An 18,889-nucleotide genomic window follows, 5' to 3' on the forward strand; every position below is an offset into this window, starting at 1 on the left:
GTGGGTCCCGTACTCGACGGCGTGCTCCAGCTGCTCGCGCTCATAGCGGCCCTGGCGCTCGCCTACGTCCCCCTCGGCAATTACATGGCCAAGGTCTACTCCTCCGACAAGCACTGGCGCGTCGAGAAGTGGATCTACAAGAGCATCGGCGCCGACCCGAACACCAAAATGCGCTGGCCCGCCTATCTGCGTGGAGTCCTCGCCTTCTCGGTGGTCGGCGTCCTCCTCCTGTACCTGCTCCAGCGGCTCCAGGGCCAGCTGCCCGGCTCGCTCGGCTTCAAGGCCATTGACCCGGACCAGGCGTTCAACACCGCCGCGTCCTTCGTCACCAACACCAACTGGCAGTCGTACTACGGCGAGCAGGCCATGGGCCACGTCGTGCAGACGGCCGGGCTGGCGGTGCAGAACTTCGTGTCCGCGGCCGTGGGCATCGCGGTGGCGGTGGCTCTCGTACGAGGGTTCGCGCGGTCCCGTACCGGTGAGCTGGGCAACTTCTGGTCCGACCTGGTCCGCGGGACCATCCGTATCCTGCTGCCGCTCTCCGTCGTCGCCGCGATCGTCCTGGTCGCCTGCGGCGCCATCCAGAACTTCTCCGGCATCCATGAGGTCGGCCAGTTCATGGGGGGACGGCAGCAGTGGAACGGCGGCGCGGTCGCCTCGCAGGAGGCCATCAAGGAGATCGGTACCAACGGCGGCGGCTACTTCAACGCCAACTCCGCCCACCCCTTCGAGAACCCGACCCCGTTCACGAACCTCTTCGAGATCTTCCTGCTGCTGGTCATCCCGTTCGCGCTGACCCGCACTTTCGGCGTCATGGTCGGTTCCCTCAGGCAGGGCTACGCGATCCTCGCGACCATGGGCACCATCTGGCTCGGCTTCATCGCGCTGATGATGTGGACCGAGTTCGCCCACCACGGCCCGGCTCTCCAGATCGCCGGGGGAGCGATGGAGGGCAAGGAGACCCGCATCGGGGTCGGCGCCTCGTCGATCTTCGCGGTGTCGACGACGCTCACCTCGACCGGAGCGGTGGACTCCTTCCACTCCTCCTTCACCGGTCTGGGCGGCGGCATCACCATGCTCGGCATGCAGCTCGGCGAGATCGCGCCGGGAGGCACCGGTTCCGGCCTCTACGGCATGCTGGTCATGGCGATCATCGCCGTGTTCATCGCTGGTCTCATGGTCGGCCGTACGCCCGAGTATCTGGGCAAGAAGATCGGCACCCGCGAGATCAAGTTCGCGGCCTGTTACATCCTCATCACCCCAGCCCTGGTGCTCGTATTCACCGCTGCGGCGATGGCCCTGCCGACGCCGGGCAACTCGATGACCAACAGCGGCGCGCACGGGTTCTCCGAAATCCTCTACGCCTACAGCTCGGCCGCCAACAACAACGGCTCGGCCTTCGCCGGTCTGAACGCCGACACCCAGTGGTTCAACACCACGCTGGGCCTCGCGATGGTCCTCGGTCGTTTCCTGCCGATGGTGTTCGTGCTGGCGCTGGCCGGCTCGCTCGCCGAGCAGAAGCCGGTCCCGGTCACCGTAGGCACCCTGCGCACCGAGAAACCGCTGTTCACGGGTCTGCTGGTGGGCGCGATCCTGATCATCACCGGTCTGACCTACTTCCCGGCCCTGGCGCTGGGGCCGCTGGCCGAGGGGCTGGCGTCATGACCACCCGCACAGAGAAGCAAGAGGACTCGATGTCCACAGCCACCCCGATCCGGGCGCCGCACAGCGACGTGGCCACCGGGCACAAGCCCTCCGAGGGTCGCGTGGGAGCGGGCCTCTTCGACCCCAGGCAACTGCTCAAGGCGCTGCCGGAAGCGTTCCGCAAACTCGATCCGCGGGTGATGGTCAAGTCGCCCGTCATGTTCGTGGTGTGGATCGGCTCCCTGCTGACCACCGTCTTCACCTTCAAGGATCCGGGCGACTGGTTCGGCTGGACCATCAGTGCCTGGCTGTGGCTGACCGTCGTCTTCGCCAACCTGGCCGAAGCGGTCGCCGAGGGCCGCGGCAAGGCGCAGGCCGAGACACTGCGCAGGGCCAAGACCGACACCGTGGCCCGTCGGTTCGCCGGGGACCGCGAGGAGCAGGTGCCCGGAACCGACCTGCGCGTCGGCGACCTGGTCGTCTGCGAGGCGGGCGACGTCATTCCCGGTGACGGTGACGTCGTCGAGGGGGTCGCGAGCGTCGACGAGTCGGCGATCACTGGTGAGTCGGCGCCCGTCATCCGCGAGTCCGGCGGCGACCGCTCGGCCGTCACCGGCGGTACGAAGGTCCTCTCCGACCGGATCGTCATCAAGATCACGACGAAGCCCGGTGAGACCTTCATCGACCGCATGATCGCCCTGGTCGAGGGTGCTGCCCGGCAGAAGACGCCGAACGAGATCGCGCTGAACATCCTGCTCGCCTCGCTCACGATCGTCTTCCTGCTGGCGGTCGCCACGCTGCCGCCGTTCGCGGACTACGCGGGCACGCATCTGACGATGGTCGTGCTGGTGGCGCTGCTGGTCTGCCTCATCCCCACCACGATCGGCGCGCTGCTGTCGGCGATCGGCATCGCCGGCATGGACCGCCTGGTGCAGAGGAACGTCCTGGCCATGTCGGGGCGTGCGGTCGAGGCCGCCGGCGACGTGTCGACCCTGCTGCTCGACAAGACCGGCACCATCACGCTCGGCAACCGGCAGGCGTCGGAATTCGTGCCGGTGGGCGGCACCGCCGAAGCCGAACTCGCCGACGCCGCCCAGCTTTCCTCGCTGGCCGACGAGACGCCGGAGGGCCGCTCCATCGTCGTCCTCGCGAAGGAGAAGTACGCACTGCGCGAGCGCCGGCAGGGCGAACTCACCGGCGCCGAGTGGATCGCCTTCACCGCCCAGACCCGGATGTCGGGCGTGGACGTCGACGGGCGCAAGATCCGCAAGGGCGCGGCCGGCTCGGTCATCGCCTGGGTCCGCGAACAGGGCGGCGAGGTGTCGAGCGACGCCGGCGCGCTCACCGACCGGTTCGCCGCGGCGGGCGGTACACCGCTGCTCGTGGCTGTCGAGGACACCGACGGGGCGCGCGTGCTGGGCGTCATCCACCTCAAGGATGTCGTCAAGCACGGCATGCGCGAGCGGTTCGACGAACTGCGCCGCATGGGCATCAAGACCGTCATGATCACGGGCGACAACCCGCTGACGGCGAAGGCCATCGCCGAGGAGGCCGGTGTCGACGACTTCCTCGCCGAGGCGACCCCCGAGGACAAGATGGCCCTGATCAAGCGGGAGCAGGCGGGCGGGAAGCTCGTCGCGATGACCGGCGACGGCACCAACGACGCACCGGCCCTCGCCCAGGCCGACGTCGGCGTCGCGATGAACACGGGCACGTCGGCCGCGAAGGAGGCCGGCAACATGGTCGACCTCGACTCCAACCCGACCAAGCTCATCGAGATCGTCGAGATCGGCAAGCAACTCCTCATCACCCGGGGCGCGTTGACGACGTTCTCCATCGCCAACGACGTCGCCAAGTACTTCGCGATCATTCCCGCGCTGTTCGCGGCCGTCTACCCGGGCCTGGACAAGCTCAACGTCATGGGCCTGTCCTCACCGGACTCCGCGATCCTGTCCGCGGTGATCTTCAACGCCCTGATCATCATCGCGCTGGTCCCGCTCTCCCTCAAGGGTGTGCAGTACCGGCCGGTCAGCGCGGACAGGATGCTCCGCCGCAACCTGACGGTCTACGGCATCGGCGGCCTGGTCGCGCCCTTCGTCGGCATCAAACTCATCGACCTGCTCATCTCCCTCATCCCCGGGATCGGCTGAAGGCCATGAACAACTCCGCAACCAACACGGTCCGGTTGCTCGGGGCCGGCCTGCGCGCCCTCCTCGTGCTGACCCTGGTGACCGGCGTCATCTACCCGCTGGTCGTCACCGGCATCGCCCAGGGACTGTTCGGCAACCAGGCGAACGGCTCCGAGACCAAGGCGGACGGCAAGGTCGTCGGCTCGTCACTCATCGGTCAGTCGTACAACCTGCCGCTGAAGAAGGGCCAGGAGATTCCGGAGCCCGACCTGAAGTGGTTCCAGGGCCGCCCGCAGAACGGCCTCGGCACCAACAGCGTCAACACCCAGTACAGCCTGATCCTGTCAGGCGCCACCAACCGGTCCGCCGACAACAAAGATCTGATCGACTGGGTGACCGCCGCCAAGAAGGCCGTCGTCAAGGACAACTCGACAGCCGACTACAAGGTCAGCCCCACCGACGTTCCCGCCGATGCCGTCACCTCCTCCGGCTCCGGACTGGATCCGGACATCTCCCCGCAGTACGCGGACATCCAGGTCCACCGGATCGCCGAGAAGAACGGCCTGACCGTCGGCCAGGTCCAGAAGCTGGTCGACGAGCACACCGACGGCCGCACCCTCGGCTTCATCGGCGAGCCCCGGGTGAACGTCCTGGAACTCAACATCGCGCTCAAGAACCTCCTGGCGAAGAACTGATGGCGTTGTCCGATCCGAGCGGGAGTCGGCGGCCGGTGACAGCACCGGTGCCGCCGGCTCCCGCCGCCGCGCACGACAGGAAAGGCGCACGCCCATGACACGGGTGCTGGTGGTGGACGACGACCCGCAGCTTGTACGGGCCCTCGTCATCAATCTCCAGGCACGTCGCTACGGTGTCGACGCGGCCTCCGACGGTGCCACGGCGCTGCGTCTCGCGGCTGCCCGTCAGCCCGACGTGGTGATGCTCGACCTCGGGCTGCCGGACATGGACGGCGTCGACGTCATCAAGGACCTACGCGGGTGGACCCGCGTACCGATCCTGGTGCTGTCCGCCCGGCAGGCGTCCGACGAGAAGGTCGCCGCCCTCGACGCTGGCGCCGACGACTACATCACCAAGCCGTTCAGCACGGACGAGCTGCTCGCCCGACTGCGGGCCGCCGTCCGCCGCACCGAGGAGGCGCCGCTCGTCCCCGGGACGACACTCGTCGAAACGGCCGGCTTCACCATCGACCTGCTGGCCAAGAAGGTGAACAGGGACGGAGCCGACGTCCGGCTCACGCCCACCGGATGGCACCTGCTGGAAATCCTGGTCACCAACCCGGGACGGCTGATCTCCCAGAAGCACCTGCTCCCACGCTGTCCGAGGCGCACCGCCGGGTGAGCGTGGCACCGACTGCGTGGTCGCCTTCGTGGACACCACCACCGGCCGCGCACCGAGGGTGATGCTGCACGGTCTGGAGCAGATCCAGCAGAGGGAGCCGGAGTACCTGGAGTACAGGGGCAGTGCCTTGACGGATATGGACGTGGACGCGGTCCTGACGCGCCGTCCCGACGTGGCGCTCGTGGACGAACTCGCCCACACCGACGTTCCCGGCTCACGCAACGACAAGCGCTGGCAGGACGTGGAGGCATTGCCGGCTGCCGGGATCAACGTTGTCTCCACGGTGAACATCCAGCACCTGGACTCGCTCGGCGACGTCGTGTAGGTCCATCACGGGCGTACGGCAGCGCGAGACCGTGCCCGATGAGGTCGTACGCCGGGCCGACCAGATCGAGCTGGTCGACATGTCCCCGCAGGCGCTGCGCCGCCGTACGGCGCATGGCAACATCTACAAGCCGGACAAGGTCGACGCGGCCCCGTCCAACTACTTCCGGCTCGGCAATCTGACCGCCCTGCGCGAGCTGGCGCTGCTCTGGGTGGCCGACCGGGTCGGCGCCTGTCTCACCGAGTACCGCAGCGCGCACGACGTCTCCGCCATCGGGGGCTCGCGGGAGCGGATCGTCGTCGGGCTCGCGCCCGACGAGGTGACCGAGTGGGACCTCGTACAGGTGTGGCCCGCACCCGCCGGGCAGGTGACGGCACTCAGCCGACGTGACGCCGATGGCGCGTCGGCACGCGGCGGTCACTGACACGCCGACCCGTTTGCCCGCCCGCCACCCGGTGGGCGAGCAAACGGGCGCCGCCTTCCGGCGCGCACCGGTCACTCTTCGCCGATGCTCAGTTATCACCCCGCGCGGCTCCACGGCCGTCTCCGGGCTGGAGCTGATGACGGCGCTGCGCCCGCCGACCCGGGCCGCGCAGGACCGCGTGACCGGAAACTGGGTCTCTGGTCACAACCCCCGGCAGCCTCGGGACGGAGCCGATGGACCAGGCGCCGCCGGAGGCCACCGCGGAGCACCCGGTCGGCGTCCAGGCCGGTTGAACGGGCGGCTTCATCAACGAGGAGGCGTACCAGTGGGTGCGCGGCGGCGATTTGCTGCCGGATGAGGAGTGCACGCTGCCCATTGCGGTCGGCCTGGATACCGACACGGCGTTGAGTCACGGATGAAACCGCCACCGGCCTTCAGAAATGACATCCACCTTGCCGTCCCTGACGCGCACGGCTGTTTCGTCGTCGATGAAGTAGATCGGGAAGTCCGCCCGCGCAGCGATGCGATCGGCCCAGGCGTCGTCCCGCTCGGGGAAATCCGGCGAGTACAGGTGGGGCTTGAGATACCAGTCGAAGAGGCCGAACGGCGGCTCCACGGTCGTCGCGCCGAGCACGTGGAGGTCCGTGGTGTCCCCGATGACGTCGGCGGAGTGTCCGGTGAGATGACGACTGAAGATCATTGATCCGGCACTGACTCCCACATAGACCCGGCTCTCCAGCGCCTCCAGGAAGCCGTCGACCAGGCCGTTGCCGGTGATGCTGCGCGCGAGGTGGTAGTGGCTGCCGCCCTCGACATAGATGACGTCGGCGTGGAGCAGCCGGTCGAGCACCATCTGCCGGGGCAGGCCGTTCAGCTCCAGGACGTCGAACTCCCGCCAGCCGAGGCTGTGCAGCCGGTTCATGTTCGCGACGAACCACCCGTGGTCCCCGGGCTCGGCGACTGATGCCGTGGGAACGTACACGATGTTCGCCGATCCGAACGGCTTTCCCAGCATTTCCCGCAGCGCATCCCGCAGCGTCTCGTTGCGCAGGCCACTCGCCGTCAACAGAAAGTTCATCGGGCGAGCCAAGCACGGCTGACGGGCGCGCGCAACGAACCCAGGATCCACCGATACCGTCATGGCGTGGCCGCATCAGGAACAGGCACTGAACTTGTCTTTTATCGTCCAAATTCGAACATGGCGTCGTACTTGACCCGCTGTCATCTGTTTCGTGGACGCGGGTGTGGCCTGGGCGTGATCCTGAAAATTCCGAGAGGGAAGCCCGGGTAGCAACGCGGAGGCTGCTGTGGTCGGTGGGGTAGAGCCGGATGTTCGCCGTGAAGCGATTGGGGTGTTGGCAGGGTTCCGGGGTGAGTTCTACGCCTGTCTGGCCGCGCGGGGCGACGCGCTGTTCGAACTCACCGATGCACTGCTGTGCACAGACGGGCCGGTCAAGACACTGGTCGGGTTGGCGTTGGCGCCCGAGCATCGGCGTGGCCACGGCGCGCTGTACGCGGGGCTGAATCAGGGGCGCCTTGATGTCGGCCGGTTGCGGCGGGCGCTGGCAGGGCTGCCGCTGCCGCGCGCGGCGGACGGTCGGCTGGTGCTGGCCGTGGATGTCAGTCCGTGGCTGCGTCCCGACGCGGCGACGTCCCCGGACCGCTCGTTCTGCCACACCTACGGGCGCGGCGAGCAGAAGCACCAGATGATCCCCGGCTGGCCCTACTCCGTCATCGCCGCCCTGGAGTCAGGGCGGACTTCGTGGACCGCGGTCCTGGACGCCCAGCGCCTGGACCCCGGCGCGGACGTTGCCGCCGTCACCACCGTCCAGGTCCGCGACCTGGTGAGCCGTCTGATTGAGGCGGGGCAGTGGCATGACGGTGACCCGCTGATCTGGATCGTGGTCGACGCCGGCTACGACGTCCCGCGCCTGGCCCACCTCCTGCGCGACCTCCCGGTGGAGGTGCTCGGCAGGTTGCGGTCGGACCGGGTCATGCGGCGCCCGGCACCGCCGCGCTGGCACGGTATCAACGGCCGGCCACCGAAGCACGGCGGCGAGTTCGTCTTCAAGGACCCCGCTACATGGGGCGGCACCATCGCCACCACCACGACCGCCACCACCCGCTACGGCACTGCGGTCGCGAAGGCGTGGGACAAGCTGCACCCGCGGCTGACCCGCCGGGCTGCCTGGGAGGACTACGAGGGCGACCTGCCGATCATCGCCGGCACCGTCATCCGCCTGCAGGTCGAGCACTTGCCCTCGGGCGGGGATCCCAAGCCGCTGTGGCTGTGGTGGTCCCGCACCGGCGCCACCGCCGCCGACGTCGACCTCGTCTGGCAGGCATTCCTTCGAAGGTTCGACATCGAACACAACTTCAGATTTTGGAAGCAGACGCTGGGCTGGACCGCCCCGAAACTGCGCGACCCCGAAGCTGCCGACCGCTGGACCTGGCTCGTCATCGCAGCCCAGACCCAACTCCGCCTCGTCCGCCCCCTGGCCGCCGACCTACGCCGCCCTTGGGAACGGCCCCTGCCCTCGAACAGACTCACCCCGGCCCGGGTCCGGCGGGGGTTCAGGAACCTGTGCACGCTGAGCCCTACGCCGGCCCGGGTACAAAAACCCACGACACCGGGTCCCGGACGACCGATCGGCTCGAAGAATCGGGCACCAGCCCCGCGTCACGAGGTGGGACGCGTCCTGGTCGGCGGTGAACCCCACACCCGGCCCACCCACCACCAGACCGGCACCAAACCCCGACGAACCGGCCAGGCCGCGACATCAACTTCCGTGGCCTGCGGGTAGGACCACAATCGGCAAGCTGATCCGGACTGTGCTCCGGTTGGGGTGGATCACTGGTCTGCGGCGGCGCACGCTTTGGCTTCGGTGAGGTAGCGCTCGACCGGGCCGAGGGTGAGCATGCCACTGGCGGCGCCGGCGTGCTCGGCACGGGCGTCGTGCAAGGCAACTGCAGCGTGCGCGGCGATCTCGGGTTCGTCGAGGCGTACAGCGGCGTGGGCGGTGAGGCACCACAGGGCTTCCTGGAGGTGGTCATGGGGTGGTTCGGGTGTGGCGGCGAGGGCGACGCGGGCGTCTTCCACCCGGCCCTGGGCGAGGAGTACCAGTGGCGTCGCCCAGGGCAGGTGCGGCCCCCAGTCGAGCTGGGAGTCGGTGGGGGCGGGGCGGTTGTGCAGCAGGCGCAGGCCGAGCAGGGCCAATGGGAGCAGGCCGTGGTGGAGCCCCGGCATTCCGGCTGTCGCGAGGGAGTTGTCGGCAGCTCGGTATGCCGCCGCGGCGGCTGCGGGGCTCGGCCCGCCGGGTTCGGTGCTGCGGGCAGCGGTGACCCGCGCTCTGAACCATGCGGTCAGGACCGCGACCAGTGGGGACTCGTGGGCGGCGGCAAGCTCGTCCGCAGCGGCTGCGTGTACGGCCGCGGTCCCGAGATCGCCGAGAGCGGATGCGGATTGCAGGCGCACGAGTCGGCCCAGGATGGCGAAGGTTGGCAACCCGTGCCGGGTGGACAGCGCGATGAGTTCGGCTCCGATCGTGTCGCGTTGCGGTGCGAGGCCGGGGCGCGCGAAGGACTGCAGAAACACCCCGTTGAGCGCGAACGCCAGCAGTGGGGGGTCGTTGAGGTCACGGGCCAGGGCCTCGGCCTGGTGCGCGTTCTCCAACTCCCTGTCGTATGTGTCGCCGCTGCGGCTCTCGACGGCGACGGTGGCCAGCAGCCGGGCCCTCAGGTCGGTGGGGCCATTGGGCCCGAGCGCGGTGAGGGCGCGCTCGGCAGCCGCCACCACGGCGCGGGACTGCCTGGGATCATCGGCTCGGCTCCAGATCGCGGGCACGTCGTAGGCTCCGATGACCCGCGCGGTCAAAGCGACGTCCCCCGTTTGTTCGGCCGACTCGACAGCCGCGAGGCGGTCGCGCCGTGAGGAGACCAGGGCATCGCCGCCGACGAGCGCAAGAGTGCGGGCCAGGTCCACAGTCGTGCGCGGGCCCAGCCGGGCGCCTGTCCCCGACCAGGGACGAGGTACCGGTTCGCGGTTCGGCTCAAGGGTTGCTGACCTGGTGAGGATGTCCGTCTCCAGACGTTGAAGATCAGGGCTGGGGTCGAGCGCGAGTTGTTCCACGAGCATCGTGCGGGCGCGGCGGAGTGTGGCCAGGGCGTCGGCCTGGCGTCCGTCGCAGTACAGGGCACGCGCGAGCAGGCCCCAGGCCGGCTCGCGCCAGGGGTGCTCGGAGACATGCGCACCAAGGTCGGCGACCAGGTCCGCCCCCTTGCCGGAATCGAGGAGGATGCCCGCACGTAGTTCCACGCCCTGCAGTCGCAGCTCCTGGAGCCGGGATCGCTCCCGCTGGGCCCATGCAGCCTCGGGCAGGTCGGCGTAGGCCGGACCGCGCCACGAGGCGAGTGCTTCACCAAGGTCGACGACGCCTTCGGGACAGCGGCGGGCTTTGGCCAGTGCGTCCTGGAACCGGTCGACGTCCGTGGCCCCGCGGGGCAGGCGCAGCGCGTAGCCGGGTCCCTGCGTGATGAGCACGCATGGCGGTGTGCGGGGCGGCCGGTCGGGCTCGATGGCGCGGCGCAGCGCGGCGACGAAGGTGCGCAGCGCACCCAGGGAGCCGGCCCTCGCCCGCGACCACAGGTCGTCAATGAGAGCGTCGGTGGTGACCATCCGACCCTCCGCAGCGACCAGGCGCGCGAGTACCTCGCGATGCCGCGGTCCGCCCAGGTCGATCGGGCTGCCGTCCTCACGTCGCGCCTGCACTGTACCGAGCACATCGATCCGCATGCTCCCTATCCTCGGTGCGCGGGCCCGGATCTACGGTGTCGTACTGATTGGCTGCTCATCGGTGTCGTGCACGTTGGAGTGGTCAGCCAGCCGGCACTGAGAGAAGGACCGTTATGGCACTCATGATTCCTGGTTTCGAGTACACCCTCCTGCCCGGTGCGGGCGGTGTGAAGCTGTCCGCTGCGATCGGTGGCAGCGGCAGTCCGGTCGTACTGCTGCACGGTTTTCCCCAGACCCACCTGATGTGGCGCCACGTCGCCGAGCAGTTGGCTACCGAGCACACGGTGGTCTGTCCTGACCTGCGCGGCTACGGAGTGAGCGACAAGCCGGAGGCCGCGGACGAGGATGTCTATTCGAAGCGGACGATGGCCGCTGACATCGTGTCCATGATGGCCGGGCTCGGCCATGAGCAGTTCGCCATGGTCGGCCACGACCGTGGTGCCCTGGTCGCGTTCCGGGCCGGGCTAGACCACCCGGAGACCATCACGCATCTGGGCATCCTCGACGTTGTGCCGACGCTGGACATGTGGAATGTGCTGCAGGGTGTGTCGGCGGCGGTGGGTTACCACCTGTTTCTGATGGCGCAGCCGGCGGGCCTGCCGGAGAGGATGATCGCCAACAGTGCGGATGCATTCTTCGGCTCGTTCTTTGACGCCTGGTCCAAGGACCCGGACGCGATTCCGGAGCGGGTGCGCGCCGAGTACCTGCGGGCGAGCGCGGCCGCAGTGGACTCGATCGTCGCCGACTACCGTGCCTCCGCGGGTGTCGACGTCGCCCACGACCGGGCGGACCTTGATGCCGGATCGCAGTTCGCGATGCCCGTCACGGTCATCCAGCAGGACTGGGGAACCCAGCTCGGCTACGACGCCGCCCAGGTATGGAGGGCTTGGGCACCGGATCTCGACCACCGTCTGACGAATGCGGGGCACTTCATGGCCGAGGAGGCCCCGGACGAGACCACGGGAGCGATCCGAGACCTGCTGGCACGCTGACCCCACGAAGTGACCCTTGAGCTTGTCGTTTATGGTCCGACGGGTCGTCGGACCATAAACGACAAGCTGAACTTGTCGTTCATCTACCCAGTGTCGAACGGCCCTCGAACTTGAGCCGTGTTTTCGCAGTTCAGCGGACTTGCGGGCGGCCTTCGCACGATCCTGTGCTCCGACCAAGGAGCGCACGTGACCGTGACGAAGGCCGTGGAATCGAGTCTGCTGGATGAGGATGTCGCCGGGAGGCGTTCGCGGAAGCGTCACACTTCCGGTCGGAGTTTTATGCGTGCCTGACCAGACGGGGCGACGAACTGTTCGAGCTTTGCGACGCCCTGCTCTGCTCCGACGGGCCCGTGAAGACCCTGGTTGATCTCGCGCTCGCGCCTGAACACCGGCGTGGGCACGGCGCGTTGTACGGCGGGCGCAACCGCGGCCGCGTCGACGTCGCGCGACTGCGGAGAACGCCGGCCGGGCTGGTGCTGCCCCGGGCCGCGGACGGGCGCCTGGTGCTCGCGGCGGATGTCAGTCCGTGGCTGCGTCCGGACGCGAACACCTCGACGGACCGCTCGTTCTGCCACACCTACGGCCGGGGCAAGAACGAGCACCACATTGATCCCGGGCTGGCCGTACTCGATTGTTGCGGCAACTGGAGGTGGGACGCACCTCCAGTGCCGCCTTGCTGGACGCGATCCGGCTGGAACCGGGTGCCGACGTCGCGGCGGTCACCGCCGTCCAGGTCCGCGAGGTCGTCGAGCGCCTGGTCGCCGCCGGCCAGTGGAAGCCCGGCGACCTGGCCATTCTCCTGGTCCTGGACGCCGGTTACGACGTTCAGCGCCTGTCGTTCCTGCTGACGGACCTACCCCTTGAGCTGTTGGGCAGGCTGCGGTCGGACCGGGTGATGCGCCGGCCAACCCCGCCGCGGGTCTACGACCCGAAGGGCGGACGGCCGCCCAAGCACGTCGGCGCCCTCGACCATCGCGGCGAGGGCGGCGCGGCAGGCGTCGTGGTGGGCGCGCTCGCGAGTTCGTCTTCGGCCAGCCCGACACCTGGGGCGACCTCAATGTGCAGACGACCACGGAGACAGACCGGTACGGCACCGAGGTGGCCACCGCCTTCAACCGGCTCCACCCCAGACTGACCCGGCGGGCTGCCTGGCTCTCCCACGATGCCGAGCTGCCCATCATTGAGGGCACCGTGATCCGCCTGAAGGTCGACCGTCTGCCCAGTGGCGGCGAGCCCAAGCCGGTGTGGTTGTGGTGGTCCGGCATCGATGCGAGCGAAGGGGATGTCGCGACCGGCTCTGGCATGCATTCCTCCGTCGCTTCGACCTTGAACACACCTTCAGAATGATCAAGCAGACGCTCGGCTGGACCCGCCCCGAACTCCGTGATCCCGAAGCCGCCGACCGTTGGGCCTGGCTCATCATCGTTGCCCACACCCAACTACGACTCGTCCGAGGCCTGACCACTGACCTGCGCCGCCCCTGGGAACGGCCTGCCCTTCCGAACAAGCTCACCCCTGCCCGGGTCCGGCGGGGGTTCAGAAACCTCGCTTGAAGTGCCCCCTACCAGCCGGTGCACCCAAACCACCAAACTCGGCCCAGGACGCCCACCCGGCTCCAAGAACCGCAGAAGAGCCGCTGTTCAAGGTGTCGGAAGTGGACGTAAGGCGGCTTTTCCACGTCCGGATCATGGGCGATCACGGTGACAGCCGCAGGACCTGCCAGGAAGTCGGGGTGGCGGAGACTGGCCGTCCAGACGGCAGGGGCGGAGCGGGCCTCGCTCAGCTCGAAGTACCACGCCTCATCGCCCTTCACGTAGGTCGACTGCAGGCAGTAGTGGTCGCCGTCGTGTTCCCAAGTCTCCAAGGCCATGTGGGAAGGGTGTCACGTGTGTAGATCACCAGTGACACGTCGGGGCTTGGTGCCCTGCTTGTGATGACTGGGGCGGGTGTGGGGTTCGCCGGTTTTGAGGACACGGCCACGGCACTCAGGACATCCCGTTCGACGTGCTCAAGCACTTCACAGCGTTGGTCGCCACGACACTGGCCGACGAGGACACCCAGCCTTCGAATTCCGACTGACGAAGGAACAGCCGCTGGACGTTGAACGACAAGCTGAACTTGTCCTCTATCTACCAGGTCTGCCGATGGCCTTGAGGGTCTCGGGGCGTTTGACGGTCTTGCCCACGTCGTAGCGGGGTGCGAGACGGCGGTTCCTGGTCCCGGGCGGCCGTCCGGGACCGGTGCCACGAGGTTGGGGAACACGGGCCGGGCAGAGCAGGTGGGCTCGGATGTTCCTGAACCCCCGGCGGACCCGGGCCGGGGTGAGGCGTTCGGGCCTTACCGGTTTCTCCCAGGACCGACGGAGGTCGGCGGCCAGCGGCCGGGCGAGCCTGAGCTGGGTGTGCGCGACGACCAGGAGCCAGGTCCAGCGGTCCGCTGCCTCGGGTGTACGCGGTTCGGGGTGGTCCAGCCGAGCGTCTGTTTTCCGAACCTGAAAGTGTGCTCCAGGTCGAATCTCCTCAGAAACCCCTGCCAGCAGCGGTCCGCGTCCGCCGGGCCGGCTCCGGTCTTCGACGACCACAGCCATACTGGCGGCGCCTCCCGCTCCTTGGAGAGGTGCTCGACTTTGAGGCGGACCAAAGCGCCGTCGACGATGGGGAGTTCACCATCGTGCTCCAGCCAGGCCGAGCGGTGGGTCAGCCGCGGGTGGACCCGGTCCCACGCCTGAGCTTCGGCCTTGCCGTGGTTGGCGGTGTAGGTGGCCGTGATGATCGCCGGTTCGGGCCAGGTCTCGGGTTCGTTGAAGCGGAACTCCGGCCCCTGGTGGTTTGGGTGCACCGGCTGGCAATGGGCACTTCGCGCGGACGACATCAGCCTCGCTCGGGCTGGTGCCCGACCACCAGAGCCAGAGCGGCTTCGGGTCCGCGCCATTGGGTAGACGGTCGACCTTGAAATGGATCACGGTGCCCTCAATGATCGGCAGTTCAGCGTCGTGGGTGAGCCAAGCCGCGCGCGGCGGGTCAGTCGCGGGTGGGGCCGGTCGAAGGCGAGGCCACCGTGGTGCCGTACCGCTCCGTCTCCGTGACCGTGCGGACGTCGGGCTCGCCCCAGGTATCCGGTTGGCCGAAGACGAACTCGCCGCCGTGCTTGGGCGGACGTCCGCCCTTCGGATCGTAGATCCTCGGCAGCGTCGGCCGGCGCATCACCCGGTCCGACCGCAGCCTGCCCAGCAGCTCGACCGGTAGGTCCGCCAGTAGGAACGACAGCCGCTCCACGTCGTAACCGGCATCCAGGATCAGGAGGATGTCCAGGTCGCCGGGCTTCCACTGACCCGGCAGCGACCAGACGCTCGACGACCTCGCGGACCTGCTTAGCGGTAACCGCCGCCACGTCGGCACCCGGCTCCAGCCGGACCGCGTCCAGCAACGCGGTCCAGGAAGTGCCGCCCACTTCCAAGGCCACGACCATCGAGTCCGCTTCCCAGACGGCCCAGCTGCCCGGCTTCTCTCCCACGGGGAGCAGACCACCCTCGTCGGGTCGTCCACGCCCTACAGGTATCACCAGTCACCGACATTCTGGCCACACAGGACGCAGCAGGTCGGAAGACAAGGTTAGGCCGATTGGCCGGAGGGGTGAGTGCCTTTGCAGGTGATCGGGCACCCATGTCCTGCCCGGCCGCCGGGCATCTTCGAGCTAATCATCAGACCCCCGTCGGGAGCCTCGCATGGAACCAGCCCCTGTCTCGAGAAACTGTCCGTTCGACTATGCCGAGGCGCTCGAGTTCGACCCTGTGCTCAAGCACTTGATGACCGAAGAGCCCGTCTCACGCATTCGGCTGCCCCACGGCGACGGCGAAGCCTGGCTTGTCACAGGCTACGACGATGTGCGCACGGTGACTACCGATCGGCGTTTCAGCCGAAGCGCCGTCATCGGCCGGAATTTTCCGCGCATGACCCCTGAACCCATCGTTCAGGACGAGGCGATCAACGTGATGGACCCACCGGGCAGTAGCCGCCTGCGCAGCCTGATCTCCAAAGGCTTCGCGCCCCGCCACATGGAACGCATGCGGGTCCGCACCCAGCATGTCGTGGACGAGCTGCTGGACCGGATGGAGGAGCACGGTTCTCCCGCGGACCTCACCGAGCACCTGGCGGACCCCCTGCCCCTGGCCACCATCTGCGAGGTTCTCGACATCCCCGAGGCAGATCGCGCCCAACTGCGGTCCCACGCCCGGACCATGATGGACACCGGCATCGACAACCGGGACAACGCCGTACAGGCCAAGGCCGATCTGCGTGCCTACTTCGAGAGATTGACGGCACACCGGCGTGAGAACCCCGGCGAGGACCTGATCAGCACTCTGGCCGCGGCTCGTGACGGAGATGAGATTCTCAACGACCAGGAACTGGCAGTCATGGCCATGGTCCTGCTCATCACCGGCCAGGACACCACCACCTACCAGATCGGGAACATCGCCTACGCCTTGCTCACCCGTCCCAAAGAGCTCGCCATGCTGCGCTCCGATCCTGGGATGCTCCCGCAGGCCATCGAGGAACTGCTGCGCTTCATCCCCTTCCGTAAAGGCGTCGGCATCCCCCGCGTCGCCACCGAAGACCTGGAACTGAGCGGGGTGACGATCCACGCCGGGGACATCGTGCACGTCTCCTATCTGACGGCCAACCGTGATGGCCGGAAGTTCGACCGTCCTGATGAGCTGGATCTGGAACGCACTGGCCCGTCTCACATGACCTTCGGCTGGGGTGGGCATCACTGTCTCGGCGCTCCGCTCGCCACCACAGAACTGCAAGTCGCACTCGGAACCGTTCTGGAGCGCTTCCCCGACCTGAAGCTCGCGAAGCCGGCCGAAGAAGTGCGCTGGAACAGGACGTCGATCTGGCGCTATCCGCTCGCGCTGCCCGTCCTCTGGTGACCACGGCGCCCCCGGCAACGCACCGAGTCCATGTGTCCGAGGTCCCCTCGTAGGCCTTTGGATGGGTGCAGCCCGCGGCACTGCGCCCGGCCGCCGGGCCCAGCGGCGGGGCGCAGTGCTGCGGGCTCCGGGTGTGAATCGCCCGCCTGTCGGCGATCAAGGGTGGTTCAAGGGTCACGTAGTTCCCCATCCCGAATTCTCCTGATCGGTAACGGGTAGGGCGGAGTTCGGCATCGAGGGACCTGGTCATCGCGGTCCGGGATGGCCCAGGGCTGGCAACGCGATGATCCCTTGGTCGAGGAGATGGACGGCTGAACCCCTCTTCGAGGCGGTCGCTCGTCGTCACGCCGCGACCGGACCTTAGATCCTCGGCCAGCGGCCAGCGGCCAGCCGCCAGCGCTCGCCGGACGAAGGACCGAGCCGCCCCTCCACCGGACCAGGGCCTGGGGAATTACGTGAAGTCATCCCTGGGGAAATACGCCGAAATACGCGAACGTCCACACCGCCTCGCCGTGGTCGAGAACAAGGCCGTCGCCGACGGCGTCGGTCAGGACGCCCGCCTGCAATGACTCGGGCCGTCCCGTTGTGTTTCTTGCTCGACATGCGACGCTCACCCTCCCGTCGTAGCGTGAGTCGGACGGCTGACCAAGCCGTGGCGGATCACCATCCGCCCCAACGGGGAGAGCTTGAGTCTTCGACATCTGCCCCGTCCGCGCCCGTGCCAGGGGTATCGAAACCGGCGCCGGAGCCCACCACAGGTCTGTTCGCACCGTTTCGGCGCGGACGGAACCGGGTGGCTGCCGCCGGAAGACGAATAGCCCGCATCCGGCCAGGGCCCGGCTATGTGGACCACGTCCGCGGGAGGCATTCCATGGCGATTCTCTGTAAGCCGGCAATCCAGGTACCCGAGTACGTCATCACCAACGAAGAAACCCTTGAGCTGGCGCAACGGTTGCACGGCGACCATCCGCAGCTCGATCTGATCCTCAGCCTGATCGAGCACACCGGGGTACAGAAGCGGCATCTGATCCAGCCGATCGAGAAGGTGCTGCAGCACCCGGGCTTCGACGCCCGCAGCACCACCTACGAGGCGCACACCAAGGCCCGCGTTCCGGCCGTGGTGCGCCGGGCGCTCGACCACGCGGAACTGGAGCCGCAGCAGATCGACATGATCATCTACGTCTCCTGCACCGGCTTTATGATGCCCCCGCCGACCGCATGGCTCATCGGCGAGATGAGCTTCCGGCCGGAGACACGACAGATGCCGATCGCCCAACTCGGCTGCGCAGCAGGCGGCGCAGCCATCAACCGGGCACACGACTTCTGCACGGCGTACCCCGACGCCAACGTGCTCGTCGTCGCCTGCGAGTTCTGCTCGCTGTGTTATCAGCCCACCGACCTGGGCGTGGGGTCGTTGCTGTCCAACGGCCTGTTCGGCGACGGAATCGCCGCGGCCGTGATCCGGGGCAATGGTGGCACCGGAGTCCGCCTGGAACGCAACGGCTCGTACATCATCCCGAGCACCGAGGACTGGATCTCCTACGCGGTCCGGTCCACAGGTTTCCATTTCCAGCTCGACAAGCGCGTGCCCGGGACCATGGAACCACTCGCCCCGGCGCTGCAGGCCGTCGCGGAACAGCACCAATGGAACGCCAGCAAGATGGACTTCTACATCATCCACGCGGGCGGTCCGCGCATCCTGGACGACTTGAGCCTCTTCCTCGACGTGCCACCCGAGGCGTTCCGCTTCAGCCGCGCCACGCTCACCGAGTACGGAAACATAGCCAGCGCGGTGGTACTCGATGCCTTGGCCCGCATGTTCGACGAAGCATCAGCCCTTGAGGGCCACCGCGGCCTGATGGCCGGCTTCGGGCCCGGCATCACGGCCGAGATCGCCCTGGGCACCTGGACTTCGGAGTTCGAATCCTGACGCGTCGCCGTGCCGTCTCAACGATGAGGATCGGGTCACTTTCACGAGCACATCGTGGATACCGCCACCGACTCAAGGGCGCTCACACCCCTCCGACTGTGCCGGCCTCCCGAGCCCGTCACTCTGCCGGGCAGCGGCCCGCGGCCGCGGCGACGCTGGCGACCGCGGTCGCCGCCCGCGCGGAGGACGTGGCCTCGACCTCGGCAATGGTCCGGGAGGCCCTGCCGGGCAGACGCGGGTCGAGCGCGACGTGAAAGAGGGGCGACCAGCCAGGAGCCAGGAATCTTCGGGCCGTCGGGAGTCGGGAGGCTACGGGGCAGTACGGCCGGCGATGTCCCCGCCCAGGTCGTCGGCCAACGCGATCACC

9 protein-coding genes and 6 pseudogenes are annotated in these 18,889 nt (G+C 68.1%); 11 read left to right on the forward strand and 4 right to left on the reverse strand.

The window, feature by feature from the left end; all coding sequences use genetic code 11:
• The 6 genes and pseudogenes from kdpA to ACFWBB_RS16730 form a co-directional block, all read left to right on the forward strand.
• Window positions 1-1,665, forward strand: coding sequence for a potassium-transporting ATPase subunit KdpA (gene kdpA / locus ACFWBB_RS16705; RefSeq protein ID WP_385272008.1), 1,665 nt, complete (start codon window positions 1-3; stop codon window positions 1,663-1,665).
• Window positions 1,662-3,794, forward strand: a complete 2,133-nt coding sequence (gene kdpB / locus ACFWBB_RS16710) for a potassium-transporting ATPase subunit KdpB (RefSeq protein ID WP_385272011.1) — start codon at window positions 1,662-1,664, stop codon at window positions 3,792-3,794. The genes kdpA and kdpB overlap by 4 nt, the downstream gene beginning before the upstream one ends.
• A 5-nt stretch (window positions 3,795-3,799) precedes the next feature.
• The gene (locus tag ACFWBB_RS16715; RefSeq protein WP_385272014.1) at window positions 3,800-4,468 is read left to right on the forward strand and encodes a potassium-transporting ATPase subunit C; all 669 of its coding nucleotides are present in this window, start codon (window positions 3,800-3,802) and stop codon (window positions 4,466-4,468) included.
• A 94-nt stretch (window positions 4,469-4,562) separates the two neighbouring features.
• Window positions 4,563-5,099 (forward strand): annotated as a pseudogene (locus ACFWBB_RS16720) (response regulator transcription factor); the annotation flags it as partial.
• A 5-nt stretch (window positions 5,100-5,104) separates the two neighbouring features.
• Window positions 5,105-5,761 (forward strand): annotated as a pseudogene (locus tag ACFWBB_RS16725) (histidine kinase); the annotation flags it as partial.
• A gap of 208 nt (window positions 5,762-5,969) precedes the next feature.
• Window positions 5,970-6,282 (forward strand): annotated as a pseudogene (locus ACFWBB_RS16730) (transcriptional regulator); the annotation flags it as partial.
• 5 nt (window positions 6,283-6,287) lie between these two features.
• Here ACFWBB_RS16730 and ACFWBB_RS16735 read toward each other — a convergent pair.
• Window positions 6,288-6,956 carry a Type 1 glutamine amidotransferase-like domain-containing protein gene (locus ACFWBB_RS16735; protein WP_385272053.1) on the reverse strand — a complete coding sequence of 223 codons (669 nt, stop codon included), beginning with the start codon at window positions 6,954-6,956 and terminating at the stop codon, window positions 6,288-6,290.
• A gap of 229 nt (window positions 6,957-7,185) precedes the next feature.
• On the opposite strand from ACFWBB_RS16735, the gene ACFWBB_RS16740 reads away from it, so the two are divergent.
• Window positions 7,186-8,682 (forward strand): NF041680 family putative transposase, encoded by a 1,497-nt coding sequence (locus tag ACFWBB_RS16740; protein ID WP_385272017.1) that lies wholly within the window; start codon window positions 7,186-7,188, stop codon window positions 8,680-8,682.
• A 47-nt stretch (window positions 8,683-8,729) separates the two neighbouring features.
• Here the strand turns inward: ACFWBB_RS16740 and ACFWBB_RS16745 are convergent, their stop codons facing one another.
• Entirely contained in the window at window positions 8,730-10,670 is a 1,941-nt protein-coding gene (locus tag ACFWBB_RS16745) for a BTAD domain-containing putative transcriptional regulator (RefSeq protein WP_385272020.1), read from the reverse strand.
• Window positions 10,671-10,783: 113 nt separating this feature from the next.
• On the opposite strand from ACFWBB_RS16745, the gene ACFWBB_RS16750 reads away from it, so the two are divergent.
• Window positions 10,784-11,662 (forward strand): alpha/beta fold hydrolase, encoded by an 879-nt coding sequence (locus tag ACFWBB_RS16750; protein WP_385272023.1) that lies wholly within the window; start codon window positions 10,784-10,786, stop codon window positions 11,660-11,662.
• Between the two features lie 287 nt (window positions 11,663-11,949).
• Window positions 11,950-13,366, forward strand: a pseudogene (locus tag ACFWBB_RS16755) (NF041680 family putative transposase).
• Window positions 13,367-13,787: 421 nt separating this feature from the next.
• On the opposite strand, the pseudogene ACFWBB_RS16760 reads toward ACFWBB_RS16755, so the two are convergent.
• Together ACFWBB_RS16760 and ACFWBB_RS16765 are read right to left on the reverse strand one after the other, a co-directional pair.
• A pseudogene (locus ACFWBB_RS16760) lies at window positions 13,788-14,494 on the reverse strand (transposase); the annotation flags it as partial.
• Window positions 14,495-14,721: 227 nt separating this feature from the next.
• Window positions 14,722-14,976 (reverse strand): annotated as a pseudogene (locus ACFWBB_RS16765) (transposase); the annotation flags it as partial.
• Window positions 14,977-15,386: 410 nt separating this feature from the next.
• Between ACFWBB_RS16765 and ACFWBB_RS16770 the strand changes: the two are divergent.
• Complete coding sequence (locus ACFWBB_RS16770) at window positions 15,387-16,592, forward strand: cytochrome P450 (protein WP_385272026.1); 1,206 nt, start codon at window positions 15,387-15,389, stop codon at window positions 16,590-16,592.
• An 871-nt stretch (window positions 16,593-17,463) separates the two neighbouring features.
• Window positions 17,464-18,522: a type III polyketide synthase gene (locus ACFWBB_RS16775; protein WP_385272056.1), complete on the forward strand. Its 1,059-nt coding sequence runs from the start codon at window positions 17,464-17,466 to the stop codon at window positions 18,520-18,522.
• Window positions 18,523-18,889: the final 367 nt, after the last annotated feature.

The organism is Streptomyces sp. NPDC060000 (assembly GCF_042737375.1).
Lineage (GTDB): Bacteria > Actinomycetota > Actinomycetes > Streptomycetales > Streptomycetaceae > Streptomyces.

What these genes read in the sequence shown, in the direction of transcription:
- ACFWBB_RS16745 (WP_385272020.1), bottom strand. Translation starts at nt 10,670, where the DNA reads ATGCGGATCGATGTGCTCGGTACAGTGCAGGCGCGACGTGAGGACGGC.
- kdpB (WP_385272011.1), top strand. Translation starts at nt 1,662, where the DNA reads ATGACCACCCGCACAGAGAAGCAAGAGGACTCGATGTCCACAGCCACC.
- ACFWBB_RS16750 (WP_385272023.1), top strand. Translation starts at nt 10,784, where the DNA reads ATGGCACTCATGATTCCTGGTTTCGAGTACACCCTCCTGCCCGGTGCG.
- ACFWBB_RS16735 (WP_385272053.1), bottom strand. Translation starts at nt 6,956, where the DNA reads ATGAACTTTCTGTTGACGGCGAGTGGCCTGCGCAACGAGACGCTGCGG.
- ACFWBB_RS16715 (WP_385272014.1), top strand. Translation starts at nt 3,800, where the DNA reads ATGAACAACTCCGCAACCAACACGGTCCGGTTGCTCGGGGCCGGCCTG.
- ACFWBB_RS16770 (WP_385272026.1), top strand. Translation starts at nt 15,387, where the DNA reads ATGGAACCAGCCCCTGTCTCGAGAAACTGTCCGTTCGACTATGCCGAG.
- ACFWBB_RS16775 (WP_385272056.1), top strand. Translation starts at nt 17,464, where the DNA reads ATGGCGATTCTCTGTAAGCCGGCAATCCAGGTACCCGAGTACGTCATC.